The organism is uncultured Brachyspira sp. (genome assembly GCF_944393015.1).
In the GTDB taxonomy this organism is placed as follows: Bacteria; Spirochaetota; Brachyspiria; order Brachyspirales; family Brachyspiraceae; genus Brachyspira.
Genome location: NZ_CALXYQ010000002.1, coordinates 50283 through 72933, shown reverse-complemented (window position 1 = coordinate 72933; position 22651 = coordinate 50283). Strand labels below are relative to the sequence as shown.

20 protein-coding genes and 1 tRNA gene are annotated in these 22651 nt (G+C 26.6%); 9 read left to right on the top strand and 12 right to left on the bottom strand.

Translation table 11 applies throughout. The features are described from left to right. Nucleotides 1–21 precede the first annotated feature (21 nt). From Q0K19_RS01240 to Q0K19_RS01210, 7 genes are all read left to right on the top strand, one after another. A complete protein-coding gene (locus Q0K19_RS01240) occupies nt 22–534 on the top strand; it encodes a cupin domain-containing protein (protein WP_297244825.1) in 513 nt (170 codons plus the stop codon). A gap of 17 nt (nt 535–551) precedes the next feature. Continuing rightward, entirely contained in the window at nt 552–980 is a 429-nt protein-coding gene (locus tag Q0K19_RS01235) for a cyclophilin-like fold protein (RefSeq protein ID WP_047114126.1), read from the top strand. 26 nt (nt 981–1006) lie between these two features. After that, nucleotides 1007–1852, top strand: coding sequence for an aldo/keto reductase (locus Q0K19_RS01230; protein ID WP_297244824.1), 846 nt, complete (start codon nt 1007–1009; stop codon nt 1850–1852). Between the two features lie 29 nt (nt 1853–1881). After that, a complete protein-coding gene (locus Q0K19_RS01225) occupies nt 1882–2718 on the top strand; it encodes a carboxymuconolactone decarboxylase family protein (protein WP_297244823.1) in 837 nt (278 codons plus the stop codon). A 126-nt stretch (nt 2719–2844) separates the two neighbouring features. After that, on the top strand, nt 2845–3402 hold the full coding sequence (locus Q0K19_RS01220; RefSeq protein ID WP_297244822.1) for a flavodoxin: 558 nt from the start codon (nt 2845–2847) through the stop codon (nt 3400–3402). A 97-nt stretch (nt 3403–3499) separates the two neighbouring features. Continuing rightward, complete coding sequence (locus Q0K19_RS01215) at nt 3500–4219, top strand: flavodoxin (protein ID WP_297244821.1); 720 nt, start codon at nt 3500–3502, stop codon at nt 4217–4219. Between the two features lie 382 nt (nt 4220–4601). Further along, nucleotides 4602–5258 (top strand): DUF4405 domain-containing protein, encoded by a 657-nt coding sequence (locus Q0K19_RS01210; RefSeq protein WP_297244820.1) that lies wholly within the window; start codon nt 4602–4604, stop codon nt 5256–5258. A 150-nt stretch (nt 5259–5408) separates the two neighbouring features. Here Q0K19_RS01210 and Q0K19_RS01205 read toward each other — a convergent pair whose 3' ends face one another. The 7 genes from Q0K19_RS01205 to Q0K19_RS01175 all read right to left on the bottom strand — a co-directional run bounded on the left by Q0K19_RS01205 (nt 5409) and on the right by Q0K19_RS01175 (nt 13795). Further along, nucleotides 5409–6485 (bottom strand): Xaa-Pro peptidase family protein, encoded by a 1077-nt coding sequence (locus tag Q0K19_RS01205; protein ID WP_297244819.1) that lies wholly within the window; start codon nt 6483–6485, stop codon nt 5409–5411. A 77-nt stretch (nt 6486–6562) separates the two neighbouring features. Further along, a complete protein-coding gene (locus Q0K19_RS01200; protein WP_297244818.1) occupies nt 6563–6727 on the bottom strand; it encodes an EamA family transporter in 165 nt (54 codons plus the stop codon). A 39-nt stretch (nt 6728–6766) separates the two neighbouring features. Then, entirely contained in the window at nt 6767–7072 is a 306-nt protein-coding gene (locus tag Q0K19_RS01195) for a hypothetical protein (RefSeq protein ID WP_297244817.1), read from the bottom strand. Next, entirely contained in the window at nt 7069–7452 is a 384-nt protein-coding gene (locus Q0K19_RS01190) for an EamA family transporter (protein WP_297244816.1), read from the bottom strand. The genes Q0K19_RS01195 and Q0K19_RS01190 overlap by 4 nt, the downstream gene beginning before the upstream one ends. Nucleotides 7453–7536: 84 nt before the next feature. Beyond that, on the bottom strand, nt 7537–9366 hold the full coding sequence (locus Q0K19_RS01185; RefSeq protein WP_297244815.1) for a hypothetical protein: 1830 nt from the start codon (nt 9364–9366) through the stop codon (nt 7537–7539). Beyond that, on the bottom strand, nt 9363–10406 hold the full coding sequence (locus tag Q0K19_RS01180; RefSeq protein ID WP_297244814.1) for a tetratricopeptide repeat protein: 1044 nt from the start codon (nt 10404–10406) through the stop codon (nt 9363–9365). The genes Q0K19_RS01185 and Q0K19_RS01180 overlap by 4 nt, the downstream gene beginning before the upstream one ends. 20 nt (nt 10407–10426) lie before the next feature. After that, nucleotides 10427–13795: a DUF4132 domain-containing protein gene (locus Q0K19_RS01175; RefSeq protein WP_297244813.1), complete on the bottom strand. Its 3369-nt coding sequence runs from the start codon at nt 13793–13795 to the stop codon at nt 10427–10429. Nucleotides 13796–14460: 665 nt separating this feature from the next. Here Q0K19_RS01175 and Q0K19_RS01170 point away from each other — a divergent pair. Beyond that, nucleotides 14461–16461, top strand: a complete 2001-nt coding sequence (locus Q0K19_RS01170) for a ribonuclease R family protein (RefSeq protein ID WP_297244812.1) — start codon at nt 14461–14463, stop codon at nt 16459–16461. A 118-nt stretch (nt 16462–16579) separates the two neighbouring features. Continuing rightward, a complete protein-coding gene (locus Q0K19_RS01165; RefSeq protein ID WP_297244811.1) occupies nt 16580–17467 on the top strand; it encodes an Rpn family recombination-promoting nuclease/putative transposase in 888 nt (295 codons plus the stop codon). 190 nt (nt 17468–17657) lie between these two features. Here Q0K19_RS01165 and Q0K19_RS01160 read toward each other — a convergent pair whose 3' ends face one another. From Q0K19_RS01160 to Q0K19_RS01140, 5 genes are all read right to left on the bottom strand, one after another. Continuing rightward, entirely contained in the window at nt 17658–19760 is a 2103-nt protein-coding gene (locus tag Q0K19_RS01160) for a 6-bladed beta-propeller (RefSeq protein ID WP_297244810.1), read from the bottom strand. Between the two features lie 50 nt (nt 19761–19810). Beyond that, nucleotides 19811–19883 (bottom strand) — tRNA-Thr (locus Q0K19_RS01155). A gap of 55 nt (nt 19884–19938) precedes the next feature. Further along, on the bottom strand, nt 19939–20664 hold the full coding sequence (locus tag Q0K19_RS01150) for a lytic transglycosylase domain-containing protein (protein ID WP_297244809.1): 726 nt from the start codon (nt 20662–20664) through the stop codon (nt 19939–19941). A gap of 20 nt (nt 20665–20684) precedes the next feature. After that, nucleotides 20685–21137 carry a flagellar FliJ family protein gene (locus Q0K19_RS01145; RefSeq protein WP_014487560.1) on the bottom strand — a complete coding sequence of 151 codons (453 nt, stop codon included), beginning with the start codon at nt 21135–21137 and terminating at the stop codon, nt 20685–20687. A gap of 31 nt (nt 21138–21168) precedes the next feature. Further along, nucleotides 21169–22623: a FliI/YscN family ATPase gene (locus Q0K19_RS01140; protein ID WP_014487559.1), complete on the bottom strand. Its 1455-nt coding sequence runs from the start codon at nt 22621–22623 to the stop codon at nt 21169–21171. Nucleotides 22624–22651: the final 28 nt, after the last annotated feature.

Here is a 22651-nt window from a genome sequence, read left to right as displayed (position 1 = left end):
ACATACAAAAAAGGAGAAAAAATGAAAAATATTTTATTAATCTTATTTGTTTTGATTGCAGTAATATCATGCAATTCAAATAATACCAACAATACTGCTTATAAATATAATGCAGCACCTACAAACACAGTTTTAATTAAGAATGGAGAGGGACAAAAATCAAAAGGTTCATCTGACTATTTTACAGGCGATGTTGAAGTTGAGACTATAACTTCCCCAAATGAAACTTCCAAATTTTCTGTAGCTTATGTTACATTTCAAGCTGGTGCAAGAAGTGCTTGGCATACTCATCCCTGCGGACAGCATTTAATAGTTATTGAAGGTATAGGACTTACTCAGGAAGAAGGAAAGCCTATACAAGAGTTCAGAGCTGGTGACACTCTATATTGTCCTTCTAATATAAAGCATTGGCATGGGGCTTCTCCTACTTCACCTATGAAGCATATTGCTATAACAGGAGATTCTAACGGTAATAATGTTACTTGGATGGAGCATGTTACTGATGAAGAATATTACAGCTATACAAATCAATAATAAAGGATTTTAAGTTTATGAAAAAAATTATTATAACTTTTATACTATTTATAGGATTATTTACTATGAACGCTTTCGCACAAACTACAAGAATAAAATTAACTTTTGGAAGCAATGAAATCTATGCGGTAATTACAAATTCAAAAGCTGGAAATGATTTTTTATCATTACTTCCTTTAAATATTAAAGCAGAAGATTATAACAGCACAGAAAAAATATTTTATTTAAGTAAAAAACTAAACACTCAAAATGAACCAGATGGAATAAATCCTAAAGCCGGAGATATTACTTATTATGCTCCTTGGGGCAATATTGCTATATTTTATAAGAATTTCAGATATTCAAATAATTTAATTTATTTAGGAAAATTTGAAAATGCATCAGATATATCAAAGCTTTCAAATATGAAAGGAGATTTTGATATACGTATTGAAAAAGCAAATTAATATTTTATTTAAAATTCGGAGATACTATGAATACTATAAAATTAAATAATAATGTTGAAATGCCTATTCTAGGATTTGGAGTATACAGAGTAGAAGATTATGAGGAATGCAAAAAAGCATGTCTTTATGCTATTGAAGCAGGATACAGACATATAGACACAGCATCAATATATCTTAACGAAAAAGCTGTTGGAGATGCCATAAAAGAAAGCGGAATCAACAGAAAAGAAATGTTTATCACTACCAAATTATGGATACAGGATGCTGATTATGATAAGGCAAAGAAAGCATTTCAAATATCTATGGAAAAATTAGGATTGGACTATTTAGATTTATATTTAATTCATATGCCTTTTGGTAATTATTATGCTGCTTGGAAGGCAATGGAAGAATTATATGAAGCAGGATATATAAAATCTATAGGCTGCTGCAATTTCTATAAAGATAGATTAATTGATTTTGCTGCACATAGTAAAATAATGCCTGCAATTAATCAGATAGAAACTCATCCGTTTTTTCAAAGATGGGAAGATCAAGATTTGATGAAAGAATATAATATAACATTAGAATCTTGGGGACCTTTAGCAGAAGGAAAAAATAATATTTTCAATAATGAAATATTAAAAACTATAGGCAAAAAATATAATAAAACTGCAGCTCAAGTTATTTTAAGATGGCTTACTCAAAGAAATATACCTATTATTCCAAAGAGTGTAAACAAAGAAAGAATAATAGAAAACTCTAAAATATTTGATTTTACATTAGATGATAATGACATGAATATTATAAAAACTTTGGATAATAATAAAAACATAATATTTCTTAATGATGACGCTGACTTTATAAAGCAATTATTAAAATTGAAATATTAAAAATTAATAAAAATCAAGGAGATTATTAAATGAAAAAAACTTTAAAAATTATTTTATCTTTATCTATCCTAGTGATAGTATTTTCATGCATAGCAAATTCACAAAATAAAGGAGAAAGTTTAACTATGACAGAAAAAGCAAAAAACAAATATAATGAATTACTCAAAAGAGATGCAAGCTTAACTAAACCTAATGATCCAGATCTAGAAAGTATATTTAATAATTTCTTATATGGAGAAGTTTATAATCATGGAACATTGGATCCTAAATTAAGAGAACTTGTAACATTAGTTTCTTTAACTGCCTCACAAGGTACTGACATGATAAAACCTCATGTAGAAACAGCTTTAAATATTGGAGTTAGTCCTATAGAGATAAAAGAAGCATTGTATCAATGTTCGCCTTATGTAGGATTTCCTAGAGTATTTGCTGCATTAGAAAAAGCAAATGAAGTATTTAAAGAAAAAAATATTTCACTTCCTATAGAATCTCAATCAACAGTTACAGAAGAAACTAGATTCGATAAAGGACTTGAAATACAAACTAATACATTTGGCACAAGAATATTAGACGCTCATAATAATGCTCCAGCAAATCAAAAACATATTCAAAATTTCTTATCAGCTAATTGTTTTGGAGATTTTTATACAAGAAAGGGACTTAATATGAAAGAGAGAGAGTTATTAACTTTCATAATGATAGTATCTTTAGGGGGAGCTGAGCCTCAGGCAGCTTCTCATGCAAGTGCTAATATATCTATAGGAAACAGTAAAGATATGTTAATAGAAGCTGTAACTCAATGCATACCTTACATAGGTTATCCAAGAACATTGAATGCTATAACAATAATTAACAATCTAAAATAATTAAGATTATAAAATTACATTAATTATACTCTATCATAATAAAAATATAATGAAAATAAAAAATGCAGATAGGTGTATATTTTCAAAATAAAATTTTATTTAATAGTAGATTAAGGAGGAACAAAAATGAAAAAAATAATTAAAAGAATATTAATGTCATTGCTTATTTCAAGTACATTATTAATCGGAGGCTTAAACGCTCAAAGTTCAAAAACATTAATAGTATATTTCTCTTGGGGCGGAAATACTAGAACAGCTGCTAATATGATAAAAAATCTTACTCAGGCAGATATATTTGAAGTAAAAACTGTTGAAAGCTATCCGAGTTCTTATAATGATACTGTAAATCAGGCAAGAAAAGAACAAAATGATGATTTTTTACCAAAGTTAAGTGCTAATATAAATAATTTATCTAACTATGATACTATAATATTATGTTACCCTAATTGGTGGGGAACTATTCCGCAGTCAGTAAAACAATTATTATTAACTCATGATTTCAGCGGTAAAAAAATTGCTCCTTTATGCACTCATGGAGGAAGCAGAATGGGAAGAAGTGTTACTGATATAACTTCATTATGTCCTAATTCAACTATACTAGAAAGTTTAAGTATATCTGGAGGAAGCGTTAATAGTTCAGAAAATAATATAAAAACATGGCTTCAAAATATTAATATACTATAAGATTTTTATTTACTGTCATTGATTATTAGTTATTAATTAATCGATGACAGTACAAATTAATTAATAATTTTAATAATATTTAAATAAAGGAGATTTTATGAAGAATTTAATCTTTATACTTTTATCAATAATTATATTATCATCATGCAGTAATAAAAATAATTCTGAAAAAACAATAAAAACAGATTACATAGTTTCTAATATTGAAAATTCAGAAATTAATAATAATGAAAAACAAACTATAAATATAAATTATACTCAAAACGACTCAAAAATATTAATAGCATATTTCACTTGGTCAGATAACACAGTAGTAGAAAATCCTGCCTCTATTGATGTAGATGCTGAAACTTCTGCAAGTGTACTTTCTCCGGGCAATGCTGAATTAATAGCTACTTGGATACAGGAAGAAACAGGAGGAGATTTATTCAGTATAAAAACTCAAAATAAATATTCAAGCGATTATGATGAATGTTTGAATCAGGCTAGAAAGGAAAGGGACAATAACGAAAGACCTGCACTAACTGACAAAGTTAATAATATAGATGATTATGATGTTATATTTTTAGGCTTTCCTAACTGGTGGTATACATGTCCTATGGCAGTATTTACATTTGTTGAAAGCTATGATTTATCAGGAAAAACTATAATACCATTTTGTACTCACGGAACAGGAGGACTTTCAAGAACGATAAGAGATTTAAAAAAATTACTACCATCTAACTGCAAAGTATTAGACCCTATTGGAGTATACAGACCAGAAGTAAAAAATTCAAAAAGTAAAGTTGTGGATTGGGTGAGAAAATTAAATTATTAAAATTAAATAGTATGTTTTTTGAAAAATAAATTAATAAAAATTTTTAAGTTTATCAGTTTTTTGTTGTTCTTTTCCCGCCGCATACGCTCTGCGGACTTCGTCAAAGAACCTTATATCCTCATAAACTCGGATACGCTTCTCGAAAGTGCAAGTATAAAATTAGTATAAATCATACTAAAATTATCTTACATGTAAGATAATTTATTAAATTAAAGCCCAAATGTAGCCTTTTTGCTTCTTTGTGGCAACAAAAGAAGTGGGGTCTGGGGCAAAGCCCCAGATATCAAAACAAAAATATAACTTTACTTTTGACAAAATATAGTTGTTTAGGTATATCCTAAAAACAATCAATTATATTATATAAAAGAGGAGGAACTTATTTATGAAAAAAATAATTAAAATAATAGTGGATATAATAATGACTTTGCTTTTTTTCATTTTAATGGCATATCATTTTACAGGAGACGCTATACATGAATATTTAGGTTTCTCACTTTTTATATTTTTCATACTTCATCATATACTAAATTTTAATTGGTATAAAAACTTACCTAAAGGAAAATACAATTTTAACAGAGCATTAAACACATTTATTAATACTATGCTTTTTATATGTATGGCAGGTTTAATGATAAGCGGTATACTATTTTCTCAAAGGGTATTAGGTTTTCTTAATATTCATAACAGCGGAATGTTCACAAGACGCTTACATATGATTTCAAACTCTTGGGGATTTATATTTATGTCCGCACATTTAGGAATGCATTGGGGTATGTTTATAAATATGAGTAAAAAATTCATTAATATAAAAAAGCAGATATCCATAGTAATAGCTTCATTAATAGCCTTATACGGAGTTATTTCATTTATTAAAAGAGGCTTGTATAATAAAATGTTTTTGCTTGTGGAGTTTGCTTTCTTTAATTATGAAGAACCTGTAATATTTTTCTTTATGGATTATGTATCCATAATGGGCTTATTCATATTTATACCATACTATTTACAAACTTTAAGCAACAAATTAAATTCTAAATATTAGAAAACAAAACATAAAAAATAACTGGCATTCTGTAAATTTATTGCTAATAAGTTGTTAACAATAATAAAAAATAATAGCTGATAACTTATATACTAAATTATCAGCTAATTTTTTACTTAAAAATAATTAAGATTTACAAATTTTAATTATTTATTTTATTATCATTTCTTTTGTAAAACTATTTAAATTTTTATGTCCGTCTTTAGTTACAAGTATCAAATCTTCTATTCTCACACCTGTATTTTTATCAGCACAATAAATACCTGGCTCTATTGAAAATATCATACCCTCTTTTAATAATGCATGATGAACAGAACTAACATCTCCATATTCATGAACATCCATACCTATACAATGTCCTGTTCTATGAGTAAAATATTCACCGTATCCATTTTCTGTTATATAAGAACGTGCTTCATTATCTATATCTGAAAATTTTAATCCTTCTTTTACTTTATCAATGGCTCTTTCATTAGCAGTTTTTACTATATTATATATTTTTTTAGCCTCATCATTAGGCTCTCCGAAAAATATAGTTCTAGTCATATCTGAACAATACCCATCATGCATACAGCCCATATCTATAACTAAACAGCCATTATCACCTATTACAGTATTGCCTGTAGAATAATGAGGATTAGCAGCATTCTCTGCAAAAGCTATTATAGGAGTAAATGAAAATCCTCCGTCTGCTCCATTTCTTTTATATATAAGTTTTAATTCCTCTAAAGCATCAAGCTCCTTCATACCTACTTTTACAAAATCAATAATATCTTTCATACTTTTATCATTGATTTCTGAAGCTTTAATCATCTTTTTTATTTCTTCTTCGTCCTTTTGCATTCTTACATAATCTATACATGAAGAAGCATTTATATATTTTTTTGCTATATCTAATTCCATCATCTCAAGTAAGAAATTGGAAGTCATAACCTTATCTATACCAATATTTTTATCTTTATGTACAAATTGAGATAATTTTTTCACTGCACTTTCTGTATCTGAATAATATAAAATATCTATATCTTTATTATTTAATGGGAAAAGCTGATTATTAATAAGATGAACTTCATTGTCCTGATTGATATAAAGTCCTAAAAATCTTTCTCCTGAATGTATATTAATATTTGTAAGATAATATATAGACATTCTGTCTGTTATAACAAATTGATAAATATCTTTTTCTTTCATAGAGCTAATAACTCTGTTTAATATATTAGTATTCATAAAAAATAATTCCTTTTATAAAAATCAAAAAATTATTAATATATATTATATAATGCAATGTATTATTTGTATATAAACTATTTATTTTTTTCGGGCAAACTAAGCAAAGTTAAAGCAGTCAATGTTAATAATACACCTATAACAGAAAGCACGGTAGGTATTTCATGATAAAAGAATATTCCAAAAAACATTGCAGCTATAGGTTCACCTGAAGCCAATATAGAAGCCTTTCCAGCATCCATATGTCCTAAAGCTATAGTAAAAAATGCATAAGGAAATACCTATGTACAAAGTGAATGAAAAAGCATAAAAACCAACATACCAGAACCATTTTCTACCACAACATTTGAAAGTGCTTTCCAATCGGTAAAAGGCAATGATATTATAGCTATACTTATTAATGCATATAAAGTAACAGTTAATGTATTATAATTTTTTATTATAGCAAGTTTAGAAAATATACTGTAAAGTCCGTAGAAAAATGCTCCTAAAAAACCTATAAATATACCGAAATATGTCCAACGCATAGTTTCATTAGTTTCAAGTACTCCGCTTGCAAAGAAACAGCCGAGCAATGCTAGTATCATACAAATAACTTTTTTACAGTGATTTTCTCTTTAAAAAATATATTAGCAAATATCAAAACAAATATAGGAGATAAACTCAAAAGTACAGCAGATAAAGATAATGATAATTGCTTTACTGCCTCATTATAACAAATATTAAGTCCCAATATTCCAAGTATGCCAGCTGAAACAAATATCCATAAATCTTTTAATTTTATTTTTATTAAAGATCTATCATATAAAAATACGCATATAAAAAATATTATGCTTGCTACAATAACTCTTGAAGAAACAACAGTAAAACTATTAATATTCAATTCCATAAGTCTTCTTATAAATATTCCGCCGCCTCCCCAAAATATACCGGATAATATAGGAAGAATAGGTATAAACTTTTTCATAATGAAACAAGACTCCATAAAATAATAATTAAAAATTTGAATCAGTATTATATATTAAAAATAATTTTTTTTAATAGTGAATTTCTAAATATTTTTTATATTAAACTGCTTTTTTATTAATTCCTGATGTTCTAAAGATGTATAACTTAAAAGCTCAAAAAATAATTTACTTGGAAAAACTGAATATTGAATATATCTATGATAAGGACGAACCAATTTATAATATTTTTTATCTAATAGTTTTGAACGTCCTAATGTTAATAAAAATACTCCTACATATTCTCCAACTAATTTTTCTTTATAATCATAATCATCTTTGAAATCATTTACTTTTATTAATGTTTCATCTAAATAATTAAATATTTCATCTTTATAGTTTTCTATACTTTTGGCTAGGCAATTAGCTATTGAAGATAAAAGGATACTGTTATTTTCATTTAATATCTTTTTATCATCAAAACTGCTGTATATATTCAAAGTATTTATTATTACTTCCCTATTAATAATATTTTTTATAGGAGCATATATTTCAAATAATAATTTCATTGAATCTATATTATTATTAATAACAATATCCGTAATAGTTTCTTCATCTTTTTTAATCAATAATTCTTCTATAATATACCATAAAGGTTTTGAATCAATTATTTTGCATAGAATTTTATTTTTTATATAATTATCATCTATAAGTCTTTTTGCAGATTCGGTATTTAAAGGCATATTAATGGTTTCTAGTTCATAACTTCCAAATAAATTAGGAGCATTATCAACAATTTTTCTTAATACTCTTTTTTGTATATCATTCAACTCTGGATTTATTAATTCTTCTTTTTTCTTTTTATTTAGAAAAACTCTTGTAACGGCTTCTATTAATATATCATCATAACTTTTTTCATCACTATTAATATTACCTGTAACATTACTTTTTGTTTTAATGCCTTCAGTACTTAATAATGTTTCAATATCAGCTGAATAAGCCCAAGCATATTTTGCTATATTAGAAAAATTATCATCCCATACCCAATCAACACCTGCACAATTATTTTCTATTATATACAAAAGCAAATTAGAAATATCTTTATTAAATATTCCCGTATAAGCTAGACAAATTGCTGCCGAGCCTCTTACCAAAAGAGAGTCACTGCTATTCATAATATTATAAACTTCTTCAATATGTTTATTAACTTTTAATTTTTTTATGTCATTGATATCACTAATATTTGGATATTCTTTATAATAGTCTTTATTATAAATTTTATAATTATGCTGTGCTGCTATAAAACCTTGTACTAATAAAGTTGAAGCCTGACGAATATAAGCATTATTTTTATTTCCATTTTCTAATTTTAAACATTCATCGTAAGAAAAATTCAATATTTCATCTAAAGAGTTTGGAATAAAACATAATAATCTCATAGCCTCAAGTGAATTGCTTTTATTATAAAAATCAAGTATTTCATTTTTATATTTTTTAACAGTACCATAATATTTAGTTTTATAAAAGAATGGCGTATTAATAAAATGCTTTTCTCCCAATGCTATTCTTGCAAGAAATATACATGCCAATTCTGAAGCATTATTATTTAACTTAAGTAAATCTGCCAAATAAGGAACAGCCATTTTTGAAGATTTATAAACACTTCCTTGATGAGTAGTTGCTGCATAAAGTCCATAAACTCCGAAATTAACATCATTATCATCATCGCTAGTTAAAGCTTCTATATAATAAGGAGTTAAATCTGCTTTACCGTAAGCATCATAAACATTACCCCATTTCTCATCATAAAGTCCATTAGGAACATATCTATTTTTTCCAGTTAATGGAGGACGTTCTATTTTATCCGATTTAAATTCAGAATTCTCATCATTATTTATATGATAATTATCCCATTTTGGAAGTAATTCTATATTCATAATAGTTTAAGCTCCTTACAAAAATCAATAACTATTTCAAAACCTTCATTTGCCAACACCAATAATAATTCTTTAAACTTAATTAAATAATTTTCATTAACAGAAGCTAATTCATAAGATTTTTTGATATCTTCTAATGCTTCATCATATAATTTTTTAGGATTTTCATTAGTTTCAGCAAAATTAAGCTTGATACTTGCCCTATTAAAATATAAAAGCCAATACTCACTATCTAACTCAATAGCTTTATCGCAATCTTTAATAGCTTCCTCGTTTTTATTTAAGTTATATAAAACAATAGCCCTATTTCCATAAGCCTCTATATAATACTCATCTATCTCTAATACTTTATTATAAAGATTTAAAGCCTTCTCATAATTTTCATTAGTATTATAATATAATGCCTTATTATAATAAGCATCTATATTATTATTAATTTCTATAGCCTTATCATAATTTGCTATAATATCTTCTTCATTATAATTTAGTTCATTTTTTGCATTTCCTCTGCTATTATAAGCATTGCTGTATTTAGGATTTATTTCAATAGCTTTATCGTAATCATCTAATGCATTTTTATAATCTTCTAAATTAGATTTTGAAAGTCCTCTATTATAGTAAAGTTCTGCATCATTTTTATTTAATTTTATAGCACAAGTAAAATCTTCAATAGCCTTTTCAAATTCTCCTAATGCTCCATAACATAAGCCTCTATTATTATAAACATAGCCAATGGTATTATCAAGTTTTATACTTTTAGTGTAATCTTTAATGGCTTTCTCATAATGACCCATATCATATTCAGTTAAACCCTTATTATAATATATATCTGCATTATTATTATCCAATTTTAAAGCAGTATTAAAATCTTTTAACGCCTCTTTATATTTGCCTAAATTGTTTTTTGCAAGTCCTCTGCAATTATAAACTTCTGCACTATCTCCATTATAAAATATTAGTTTATCATAATATTCTATTGACTTTTCATAATTTCCTGCATCGAATGCTTCATTTGCTAATTTGTAAAAATCATCAATCATACTTTATCCTTTAAAAATTATTATAACTCTTTTACTAAACCGCATATTGAAGATACAAATCTTTTATTCAATTCCAAAGGATTGCTTGGACAATTAAAATCAAAATTATTATCTTCATCTAATTTATAAAACACTGCTCTTTCAATATTAACATCTTCATCTTGTACATAACCAACCATCAAATAATTAAAATGAATAACAAACATTATTTTTGCTATTTCATCTTTCAAAGAATATTCAAAAAAAGTTCCAGCATCTAAAACCTCTCCCCTTTTCATATCAAGAGAAGCTGCAAATTTCATTAATGCATAAGGATTAACTTTTTTATCATGATATACTATTTCAAGATTTTTATTTATATCTTTTTCTTCCGGAAGTTCATAAATCATATTAAGCTGTTCTATAGGCTGGGCAATATCATAATCTGCTAATTGATTTTTCCATTTTAATAAAATTTCATTATCAAGTTCTATAGGGTGAATTAATGTTATATTCTTTTTATTTTTTAATTCATCTTTAAATATATATTCTTCATCATATACTGTATTAAAAGAACCGTCTTCTGTGTATCTGAATGACTCTATTAATTTATTATTATCATCGTAAATACCCCATATAAGTTTTTGAGCAAATATATTCATCAAAGGATTATCCACAAATACTTCTTTAAATCCTTTATAGCTCCATTTCCTTCCATTTAATAATACTTTTTTCAATCTTATAATTTGATTTTCTACAGTATTTTTTATAGATTTTTTCAATTCTGTTAATTCTTTTTTTGCTTTTGATGCAGTATCTTTATCATCTTTACTATTTAGAGCTGGCAAAGATTTTATTATTTTATCATTTTGATTGTCTTTAATAGATAAACTAAAATCATTATTTATGCTTATAGTAAAAGTTCTTTTAGCCTCTCCGCCATAAGATAAAATCTTTTGTCCTTTACTGTCAAAATCAAAATTAGGTATTATTTTATCAATAAGTTCATCTCTGCTGATTCCAAGTATAGAAGAAACATTTTCTAATGCGGTTTTAGCAGCATTTTTTACTTGATTATTTTTATACTTTAAAGAAATAGAATCAAGCATAACAAGAACCAATTTATTTCCATTCAATGCCATACATTGTACTATATGTGCAGCCAATGCTCCTCTGGCATTATTAGTTAAATAATCAACTTCATTTTTTAATTTTAATACTGTTTCATTATCCATATATAAACAGTAAAGAATATATATGTTTTTTAATTCTATAGGATATTTCAAATTAACAAATTCATTATAAATATTTGATAAAGCATTTCTAAAATATTCCATATCAAAATGATTAATTATTTTTTCTATATCTATTAATTTATTTATTTCTTTTAATGCTATATATTCAGTAAAAATATACTTCATTACTTTTAATGGCACTAATGTTTTTTTATCTTTAAATAATACATTTGATATTTCTTTTTCTATAAAGCTATATTTATTGATTTTTTCTTCATATCCTTCATTATAATATTTATCTACATGAGAGATTATTTCTTCTATATTTTCAAATTCAAAATTTTCATTGAATCTGCTCATATCCCAAATTCTTATTATGCTTTTTAATGAAGTTTCAAATTCTCCTTTAGCTTTATCAAGTTTTTGAAGTACATCATCTTTTACTTTGCTTTCTGATTTTTCTAATATTTTAATGCATGTCTTTTTTATCTCTTTTGATTTCGATGTTTCAAGAAGTTTTAATACTAATTTATAATTTTCTATTTTACTTTCTTTAGTATATAAAGTATTCAAAAAATGTATGGTAAAATTAATATCCTTAGAAATATTTTTTATTAACTTATCATCATCTATAAACTTATAAATATCTTCTAAATAATCATTGCCTATTTCTGTGATATTATATATATTCAACAATGTTTTTTTCTTATTATCTGCAGAATATATAGCACTTGTATAAATATAATAAGTTAAATAAATATCTATTATGTTAACTTTATCATTTAAAGTAAATATTTCTTTTACGATATTAAAAACTGTTTCATCATATAAATAATTTCTAGCCAAAATAAAACTATTTATTGTAATATAAGAATAAAGAGTTGAGTTTATAAAATTTTTAGCCTTATCATTATAATCATACAATAAAGCAAGCATATAGGTATGATATTCAAATATATTATGTATCAAATATTTATAATCATTATAATCATCATAACATTCAGGAAGCGGATCTAAAAAATTAAATAAAAAATCTACTGCCCTGTCAACTATATTATTGTCTATAGTTTCAGTTTCTTTTTTATTAAATAAAAATGCGGATATAAGCAAATAAATATCAATACAATTATCTACAAAATGCATGTTATTATATTTTAATTGAGGATTAGAATTGTTATAATCAAGCAACACAGATTCCTGATATAATTTATACATGTTATAGAAATTATCTTTATCTTCATTGTATAATGATTCTATTAATTCCAATTTTATACTTTGAGAATTAGATTTAAATAAATAAAATATTTTCTGTAAGATTTCAGGAAGTTCATTAACAAAAGGATATGTTAAAGTTACATTATTATATTTATTATCAGAAGAAGTGTAATCAACATCTATTATATATCTTATAAAATATTCACTCTTATAAAAGACATTAATATCCTTCATAAATAAAGCTGACGAACCTTTATTATTTAATAAAATTTCTACAAACTTCTTTTTTATTTCCTCTGATACATCAATTATTAAAAATAAAGAACATAAAATATTTCTAATTATTATATTTTCTCTGTCTTCTATTTTTGAAATAATAGATAATAATTTATTAGCCAAATTTTTATCTTTTGTATGTATTATTAATTGAGATAAAATATATAATGGACAATATATTTGATAATCTTTATATTCATCGATTATTTCATCATCAGTTTTATTTTTTATTTCTTCTATAAATCTATTAAAAGAATTTTTTATTTTATTATCTATTTTTACCAAATCCTTAAAAATTAAATTATAACATTTTAAAAAATCTATAAAAAAATGAATTCCTATAATATTTTCTTTGTTTTCAAAAATATAGTAAAGAAATGCATTTTTTACAGACTCATCTAAATAATAAAATCTTATAATATTATAAGTATTAGTTTCTCTATACTCATAATTATTATGTATATAAAGAATAAGCAGTCTTTTATATGATTCTCTTTCATCTTGTCGGCATTTACTTAAATCATTAATAAAAGCATCAAAATCATTTCTATTCATTATAGAATGAACTCTTTCAGGTACTTCATCAGTTTTTAAATACACATAATCTTCAATACTACGTCTAAGCTCATCTGAAATATCTTTATTGTTAGTAACTTTTTTTATATGACTTTCTATACTTCCCATAATTTATCCTTATATAATTTGAATGATACAAAAAATATATAATGAAACTATTTTTTTATCAATTTTATTGTTATTCATATATGTTATAAGTGTTTATTGATTGATTAGGATTTTATTGAAATTTAAAAGAATTATTAAAAAAAATAAACCGCTTTTGTGGGATGAACAAAGCGGCTTATTACAAATATAGTTATTGGGGGGTAGTCCAATCAACTAAATATATTATCGGCCGGAAGGAAATTAACTTTAATATTTTTATAAAAAATTCAATATTTTAAACTTTATTTATTGAAATTATTTACAGATAATAAAAACTAAAAATATATAATTTTTATTGATAAAAATTTTAATTTTAAATAAAATCTTATTTTTGTATTGACATAAATACAGGATATGTTAGAATACACTAACAAAAGAAAACGTATACCTAACAAAATAAAGCTCTTTGTATCTTTAATATGATACTATATTTTATAACCTTCATTTAATTAAATTGTATGCCCCCTATTTTTAGGGGGCATAAAAAATAAATGCTTCCAAATATTAAAACCGCATATTAAAAAATATGTAAAAAAATATTACTATTTGACATTATAAATAATATTGCTATAATAAAATAATATTATTTATGTAGAATATTAATTAATTGTTATGGATAATCAAAAATGAAAGTTATAAAATTGCTGAAAAGAATAAATAAAAAAAAAGAATTAGACATATCAGAATACAAGAATAAATACGTAGAAACTAAAAAAGATAAACTACGTTTTGATAAAATGCTTCAGAAGTCAGTTTCTATGGGACTGGTAATGAAGAAATCTAATACTTTAAAACTCACTAATGAAGGGAAAATATATTTAGAAAGAGAATTAAAACAAATAACAAATAAAGAAAGAGATATATTAAAAGATAGAAAATCAAAATCAAAAAATAAAAAAACTGATTCCGGCAATAAAAAAACAAGCATACCAAAACCAGAAATAAAAATAGATATTAATAATGCTAAGAAAGACGCTGAGATAATAGCAAAAGCCTATAATGTTCCGACTGAATTTCCAAAAAAATGTTTGGAAGAGGCTAAACTATTACCAGACAGCATGGAAAATGTAGAATTAGAATTTGACAGAATAGATTTAAGAGATATAAGAACCGTAACAATAGACGGAGCAGATTCAAAAGATTTTGATGATGCTATAAGTATAGAAAAATTAAATGACGGTTATAAATTAGGTATTCATATTGCTGATGTCAGTCATTTTGTAGTAATGGGAAGTGCTTTAGATAGAGAGGCAAGAAAGAGAGGAAACAGCGTTTATTTAATTGATACAGTTTATCCAATGTTTCCGCATGAGCTTTCAAATGGGATATGTTCTTTAAATGAAGGCGTAAGCAGATTCACAATGACTGTATTTGTAACAATAGACAATAAAGGAAATATAAAAGAAAGTACTTTTCATAAAAGCGTTATAAAATCAAGCAGAAGATTAACCTATGATTATGCTCAAGATGTTTTAGACGGTATAGAACAAGATGAAGATTGGCTTGTAGAATTACTAAAAAATGCTGATGATGTAAAAAAAATACTTCTTCAAAAAAGAATAGACAATGGAAGTATAGAGTTTAATCTTAATGAAACTCAGATAATATTAGATAAAGGCGGAAATCCTAAAGACTTTTTCATCGGCGAGAGAAAAGAAACTCATAAAATAATAGAAGAATTAATGCTTATTGCTAACTGTGAAGTAGCTAAGAGATTAAAAAATATAAAAGGAGCTATATACAGAGTGCATGACAGTCCGGATCAGGAAAAGCTAGCCACATTCACAAGAATAGCATTTAACAGAGGATACAGAGTTACAAGAGATGCAGACGGTAATTTAGATTTTCATTCATTTATAGAATCTATAATGGGAAAGCCGGATGAAAAATTACTTCTTACCCTACTCTTACGTTCTATGAAGCAGGCTATATACGATGTTAATAATATAGGACATTTCGGATTAGGTTTTGAATATTATACTCATTTTACTTCGCCAATAAGAAGATATACTGATTTACTAACTCATAGACTTTTAAAGCAGGCATTAGAAGGAGTAAATAATTTAAAACCTACTATGCAGCAGTTTTATACTAATTCAGCTCAATGGTGCTCAAAGACTGAAAGAATAGCAGTTGAATGTGAAAGATCTTTAGACAAAGTAAAAGCTGCAAGATTTATGAAAGATAAGATAGGAAATGAATATAACGGAATAGTAAGCGGCGTTACAAATTTCGGAATATTCGTTGAAATAGAAGACAGAGGAATTGAGGGCTTAATAAGATATGCTGTTTTAAAATCACATTACAGATATGATGAACATGAACAGGCAGCCTACAGCGAAGAAGATGCTAAATGGTACACATTGGGTGACAGAATAAGAATAGTAGTTTATAAAGTTGACGTAAAAGAATTGTTCATTGACTTTATACCAGCAAGCGAATTTGATAATAGTTTCGATGATAGAGATATAATAGACAGCAGAGATTTTTTGAAGAAAAAGAAAAACAAAAAAGAAATATATTCAAGAAAATCTCATAAATCAAGCAAAGCAAGCAAGGATAAAAAAAGAAGTTCAAAAGACAGAATAAATAGAAAAGAAAGAAAAAAATCTAAAAAGAGAAGATAATATTTATTAACATATTTAATCAATAACAAAAGGCTTTCTTAAACTAATAAGGAAGCTTTTTTATTTATATTAAAAAATGACAACTTTACATTTATAATTAATTTAGTATAATAGAGCTATGAGGAATATTAATGTTTTGAATGACTATTTTGTGAGATATTTATTCTCATCATCAGATAGTAATGCTATACTTCTTGACTTCATTAATTCAATAATGCTTGATTCTAATATGAAAACTTTCAGAGCAGTAGAAATACTTACACCTTTTAACTATAAAGAAAATTATGAAGATAAAGAAACTATTGTTGATGTTAAATGCATAACTCAAAATGGAACAGTTGTTATAATAGAAATACAATTGCAAGGTAATTCAAGATTCCCAGAACGTATATTATATTATTGGGCATCAAATTACAGTAAACTTTTAAAACAAGGAGAAAAATATGATGCTTTAACTCCTGTAATTAGCATAAATTTACTTAATTTCAATTTAGATGACAATGACTCTATACATTCCTGCTATATGATTTATGATAGTATTAATAAAAGATTATTAACAGACCATTTACAAATACATATATTAGAATTAAAAAAGTTTAAATATAATTCATTAGAGCCTGATTTAAATTGCTGGCTTAAATTTTTCACAATGAAAGAAAAAGATGATAAGGAGGTTATTATGTCAGATTTAGTAAAAGAAAAACCTATAATGGAAGAAGTACAGAAAAGATATAATAATTTTATTAAAGATAGATTAATGATGAATGAGTATGATAGAAGAGAAGCATATTTATACGGCAATCAAATAATGCTTGAAGAAGAAAGAAGATTAGGAATAGAAGAAGGAATCAAACAAGGCATAGAACAAGGTATAGAACAAGGCATAGAACAAGGCGAAAAAAATAAAGCCATATCTATGGCAAAAAACATGAAAGCCAGAGATATGGACATAAATCTCATAAGTGAATTAACAGGCTTGAGTATAGAAGAAATAAAAAAATTATGAGCATATAGCAAATTTATTTGCTATATATTTTCAGCGAATAATTTTTTATGAATATGTATAAAGAAATAAAAAACTTGTGAGCATCTGGCAAGTTCACTTGACAGATGTTTTTAGTGAACAAGTTTTTTAGTATAAATAAAAAGGCTTCTCATAACACTATGAAAAGCCTTTTTGTTTATTATAAATTTTATTATGGCACTACATAACCAACTTCTTCTTCACCGTACATATCTCTAAACTGCACTTTAACATTCAAAGCCCTAAACTGTCCTGACTGAGCTAAATTTTTAAAGCTGTTATAGTATATGAAATATCTTCCAAAATCTATATTCTTAATTTTATTAAGCTCATCAGGATAATTTATAGAATAATCAGCATTTATAATATAACCATAAGTATTTTTAGTCATTAAATCCAAGAAATAATTAGACTTATTTGTACCTATATAAACTTGGTTTAGTGATACGGCATTGTTCTTGGCAAAACTTGCCACATCATTAAAGTTCATCATATCAAATACCCTATCATCAGGACTAGTTACAGAAAAATGTATTATAGCAGTTTTCTTAAAGCTATTTCCTGAAAGTCTTATAGCTTCATAATAAGCATCATCCAAAGCAGATATTCCGCCTGTAAAATGGAAGTTATTAGCATTTTCAAGTATTCTTAAATTTCTCGCATCATAATTATCAGCCTTATAAACCTGATCATTATAATGTATAACTAAAACTTCATCATTATTAGTTAAGCTCATAGTAAAGTTACTAATTTCTTCCCTTATATTACTTTCATAAGCTTTAGCTGCAAGACTATCTTCTATTAAATATACAAATCTATATTCATGTAATTCAGGAGCATCATAAAAAGCAACTTTATGAGAAACACTTGAATTCTCTGTAACAAAGAAATTCTCAGGAGTTAATCCAATTACTGGATTCATAGCTCTATCCCTTACTGTAACAGAAGCTACAACAACAGGGAATCTATTTAAATATTCTCTGTCTACAAATACATCCAAATTAGCGTAATACTCTTCTTTTCTAGTATATACATCTATTCTTCCTGACATAAAATCTGTCAAATATATATTACCATTAGGGCTTTCAGCAACAGATGTAGGAGTCACGGTATATCTCTCAGAATTATTAAATATAGTGAAATCAGATTCAACTATATCATAATAAAATACTTTACTTCCATCAGCTATATAAAGGTTTCCATCTCTGGCAAAAGATAAACCTCTAGGTTCATTAAATAAATTGTGTTTAATAGTTTGTATATAGTTTCCACTCAAATCAAATTGCTGTATTCTTTTATTACCCATATCAGCAACATAAATATATTGATCATTAACAGCTATACCAGCAGGAGAAAAGAACTCTCCATTATTTTCTCCAAGCTTTCCAAAACTATATAAGAAATTTCCTTCTACATCAAATACAACTATTCTATTATTTCCTGTATCAGAAACATATATATTACCTTCTTTATCAACAGCAACAGAAGAAGGTCCAAGAAGCTGACCGTTACTTACTCCAGTTACACCAATATTTGTAATATAGTTATGATTAGAATCATATTTTAATATTTTATCTTTTTTTGTATTTGCTATATATATGTACCCATTTGAATCTATATCAAAACCTCTAGGATTTTCTAATTTTTCATAAGGATAAACTTTAGCTACAAACTGAAGCAGATTTCTCCACCAACTAGTCTGCTGTTTTTCTAATCTTTTTCCATGAGCTATTTTTCCTATTAATCTTCCATTAATATCAAATTTTTTCAAAGAAGAATCACTATAATCTAAAACATACAAACTTCCATCAGTCATTACTTTTATCTGTATAGGCTGATTTATATTTTTTCTAAAATTAAGATTAGTAGAGAATGCTTTTAAATAAATGAAATTACTCAAAGTATCCTCTTTTTCTTCATTAACATTTGCAGAATCATATTTGTTAATTTTAGAAAGTATTATAGGATCTTCATAACCCATTCTTGTAATATTAAGCCATTCATTAATAGCCAAAGACATATATCCGGCTTTGTATAAAGACTTACTATACCAATATCTTATGAACTTATCAGTAGGATTTGTATTAAGAGAGTTCCTAAAACTAGCTATGGATGCATCATATCTTTCCTGATTATAATAATGCACCCCTCTCAATAACTCTCTGTATGAGTCATAAGTTTCTGTGTTTACATAATATGGAGTTTTGTCGAAAGTGTATGAAAGCGATATAGACATTAAAAATAATACTATACCAGCTAGAAGTTTTATTCTCATAAATCCTCTTTTATAGTTTGTGATATTTTTGCTTTATAATAGTGAACAAAAGCCCGCTATCGGGATTGAACCGACGACCCTCACCTTACCATGGTGATGCTCTACCTGCTGAGCTAAGCGGGCAAATTTGTAAAATATTATAAAATTACAGAATAAAAAAGTCAAGTAATATGTTAACTTACTTTATATATCCTATAATGTTTTTAACATAGTTTTGAGTTTCCTCTATATTAGGGATTCTCTGTAATCTATCTACCAAAGCAGGACCGGCATTATAAGCAGATAAAGATAAATCAAGTCTTCCATCATATCTGTTTAACATCTGTGATAAATATCTGCTTCCAGCCATTATATTAGTATATGGGTCTTTAAGCATTTCTGTATCAGTAACACCTAATCCAACACCTGTTTGCGGCATTATCTGCATCAAACCAACAGCACCTTTATGACTAACAGCAGTAGGTACATAGTTTGATTCCTGCTTTATAACTGCTTTTATCAAATTTTCAGGCAAAGAATATTTTTCAGCAGCCTCTTTAATTATATCATCATATTTAGTAGGGAAACTTTCTACTGAAGCTTTTTTATAAGCATTTATAGCCTTAGCAAAATTATTTGTATTACCATCATAAACGCCGAAAGATATATTTCCTTTAAAAGCATCAGAAGAAGTATCTCCGCTAATTACTTTTCCATTATCTAATTTTTTATTTGTATCATTAACAATAGAACCATCAATATTATTTATTTTGTTTTCAGTATTATTTTCAGCCATAGCCTCATTTAAATGCTCTGCAAAAGGTTTAGTAGGAAGCTGAGTATTAATAGGAGCAAAACCTAATTTATTAAAAGTGTCCTGAATCTCACCTATTCTGGCATGTATTCTTTGTACAGACTCTATCATAATAATACCTCTTAATTTTATCAATATTCATAAGCATCGCTAGAAACATATTCCTTCTTCCATTCATCTAGCTTAGCTTGTTCTTCTTTATTCATTAATTTTTTATATTCTAATAATTTCTTTTCTTTTAAAAGTTCAACAGCTCTTCTCTGCCTTGAAGCCTCCTGCAAAACTTCCTGCCTTTTTCTAAGTTCCACACTTATTTCAGCCATATTATCTTCATGAATAGCTATCTGGGAATTCAAAGCACTTATATATTCTCCAAGATAAATACTCATAGTAAGCATTTCATTATTATCTTCCATACTATCAACGATTCTTATACCATCATTGATTTTTGAAATGCAGTCATCTTTTCCATCTCTTTCTTTATTATATAGGGCAGAAACCTCAGCTACTTCAGCTTGTTTTTGCTTTTCTATATTCTTTCTAAGTTTATATAAAGGCTCAAGTTTAAAATCAAATTTCTTCATAATATTACCAACAATTTATATTATCTTTTTTCTACAGTATTACAACATCATTAGCATATTCTACATTGTCGGAAATATCTGTTCTATCAGCTGCTTTTTTTACGTCACCGCTGTTTACTAAATCTTCTTCTATCTCTTCCTGAGAATAGAACATAGATAAAAGAGCCTCTTTACTATCAGCAAAACTTGAAACTTCATATACATCTTGCTGTAAATATCTATCCATCATAGGCTTATAATCAATAGCTCTGTCAACCTCAGGCATACTTCCTTTAGCATAACCGCCTATCATTATAAGTTCTTTAGCTTCATTGTAGTCAGCACTCATTTTTAAAAATTCTCTTGCTGCTCTCTTATGCATATTAGAAACTACTTCATTCATAATCCTAGATATGCTTTTATTAACATCAATAGCAGGGAAATGTCCTCTGTTAGCTAAATCTCTAGATAAAACTATGTGTCCGTCTAATATACCTCTAACAGCATCTGTAATAGGTTCATCTAAATCATCACCTTCTACCAATACATTGTAAAATGCTGTTATAGAACCTTTATTTGAAGTACCAGTTCTTTCCAAAAGTTTAGCAAGTTCAGAGAATACACTAGGAGTATAACCTCTAGTTGTAGGAGGCTCACCTCTTGAAAGTCCTATCTCTCTTTGTGCCAAAGCAAAACGTGTTACAGAGTCAACCATAAACATAACATTTTTGCCTTTATCTCTGAAGTATTCAGCTATAGTAGTAGCAGTGTATGCAGCACGCACTCTCAAAAGAGGAGCATCGTCACTTGTAGCAACTACCAATACGCTTCTTTTTAATCCTTCCTCTCCTAAATCTCTTTCTATAAAATCTCTTACTTCTCTTCTTCTTTCACCAATCAATGCAATAACATTGACATCAGCATTAGTATTTCTAGCTATCATAGATAAAAGTGTAGACTTACCAACACCCGTACCGCTCATTATAGCCATACGCTGTCCCTGTCCAACAGTGAGAAGTCCGTCTATAGCTCTTACACCTGTTTGTATATGTTTTTTTATTCTAGGCCTGTTCATTGGGTTTACAGCATTATGAGAAACTGGAATAGGAGTTTCATAAAAATTATGTCCTCCTCCTGCAAGCGGCTTTCCTCTTGCATCGAGTACTGTTCCTAATATTTCATCACAGCACATAACGGATAATGGTCTTTCAAAAGAATAAACCATATTACCGAAAGTTATTCCATTAACTGGTCCAAAAGTAGCTAGAAGAACATCTTGATTTCTAAAACCTATAGCCTCTGCATCAAGATAGGTGTCATCATTCATATATATACGGCACATATCTCCAAGTTTACAGAAAGGCCCTTCACTAATAACCAATGAACCTATAACTTCTTTAACTTTACCATAAGATTTTAATAAAGCTACATCATCAACTACTTTTCTATACTTTTCAAATGTCTTTTTTACTTCTTTATCAAAATCTATATTTTCATCTTTTATCATAATATCATCAAGCCCTAAAATAAATTAT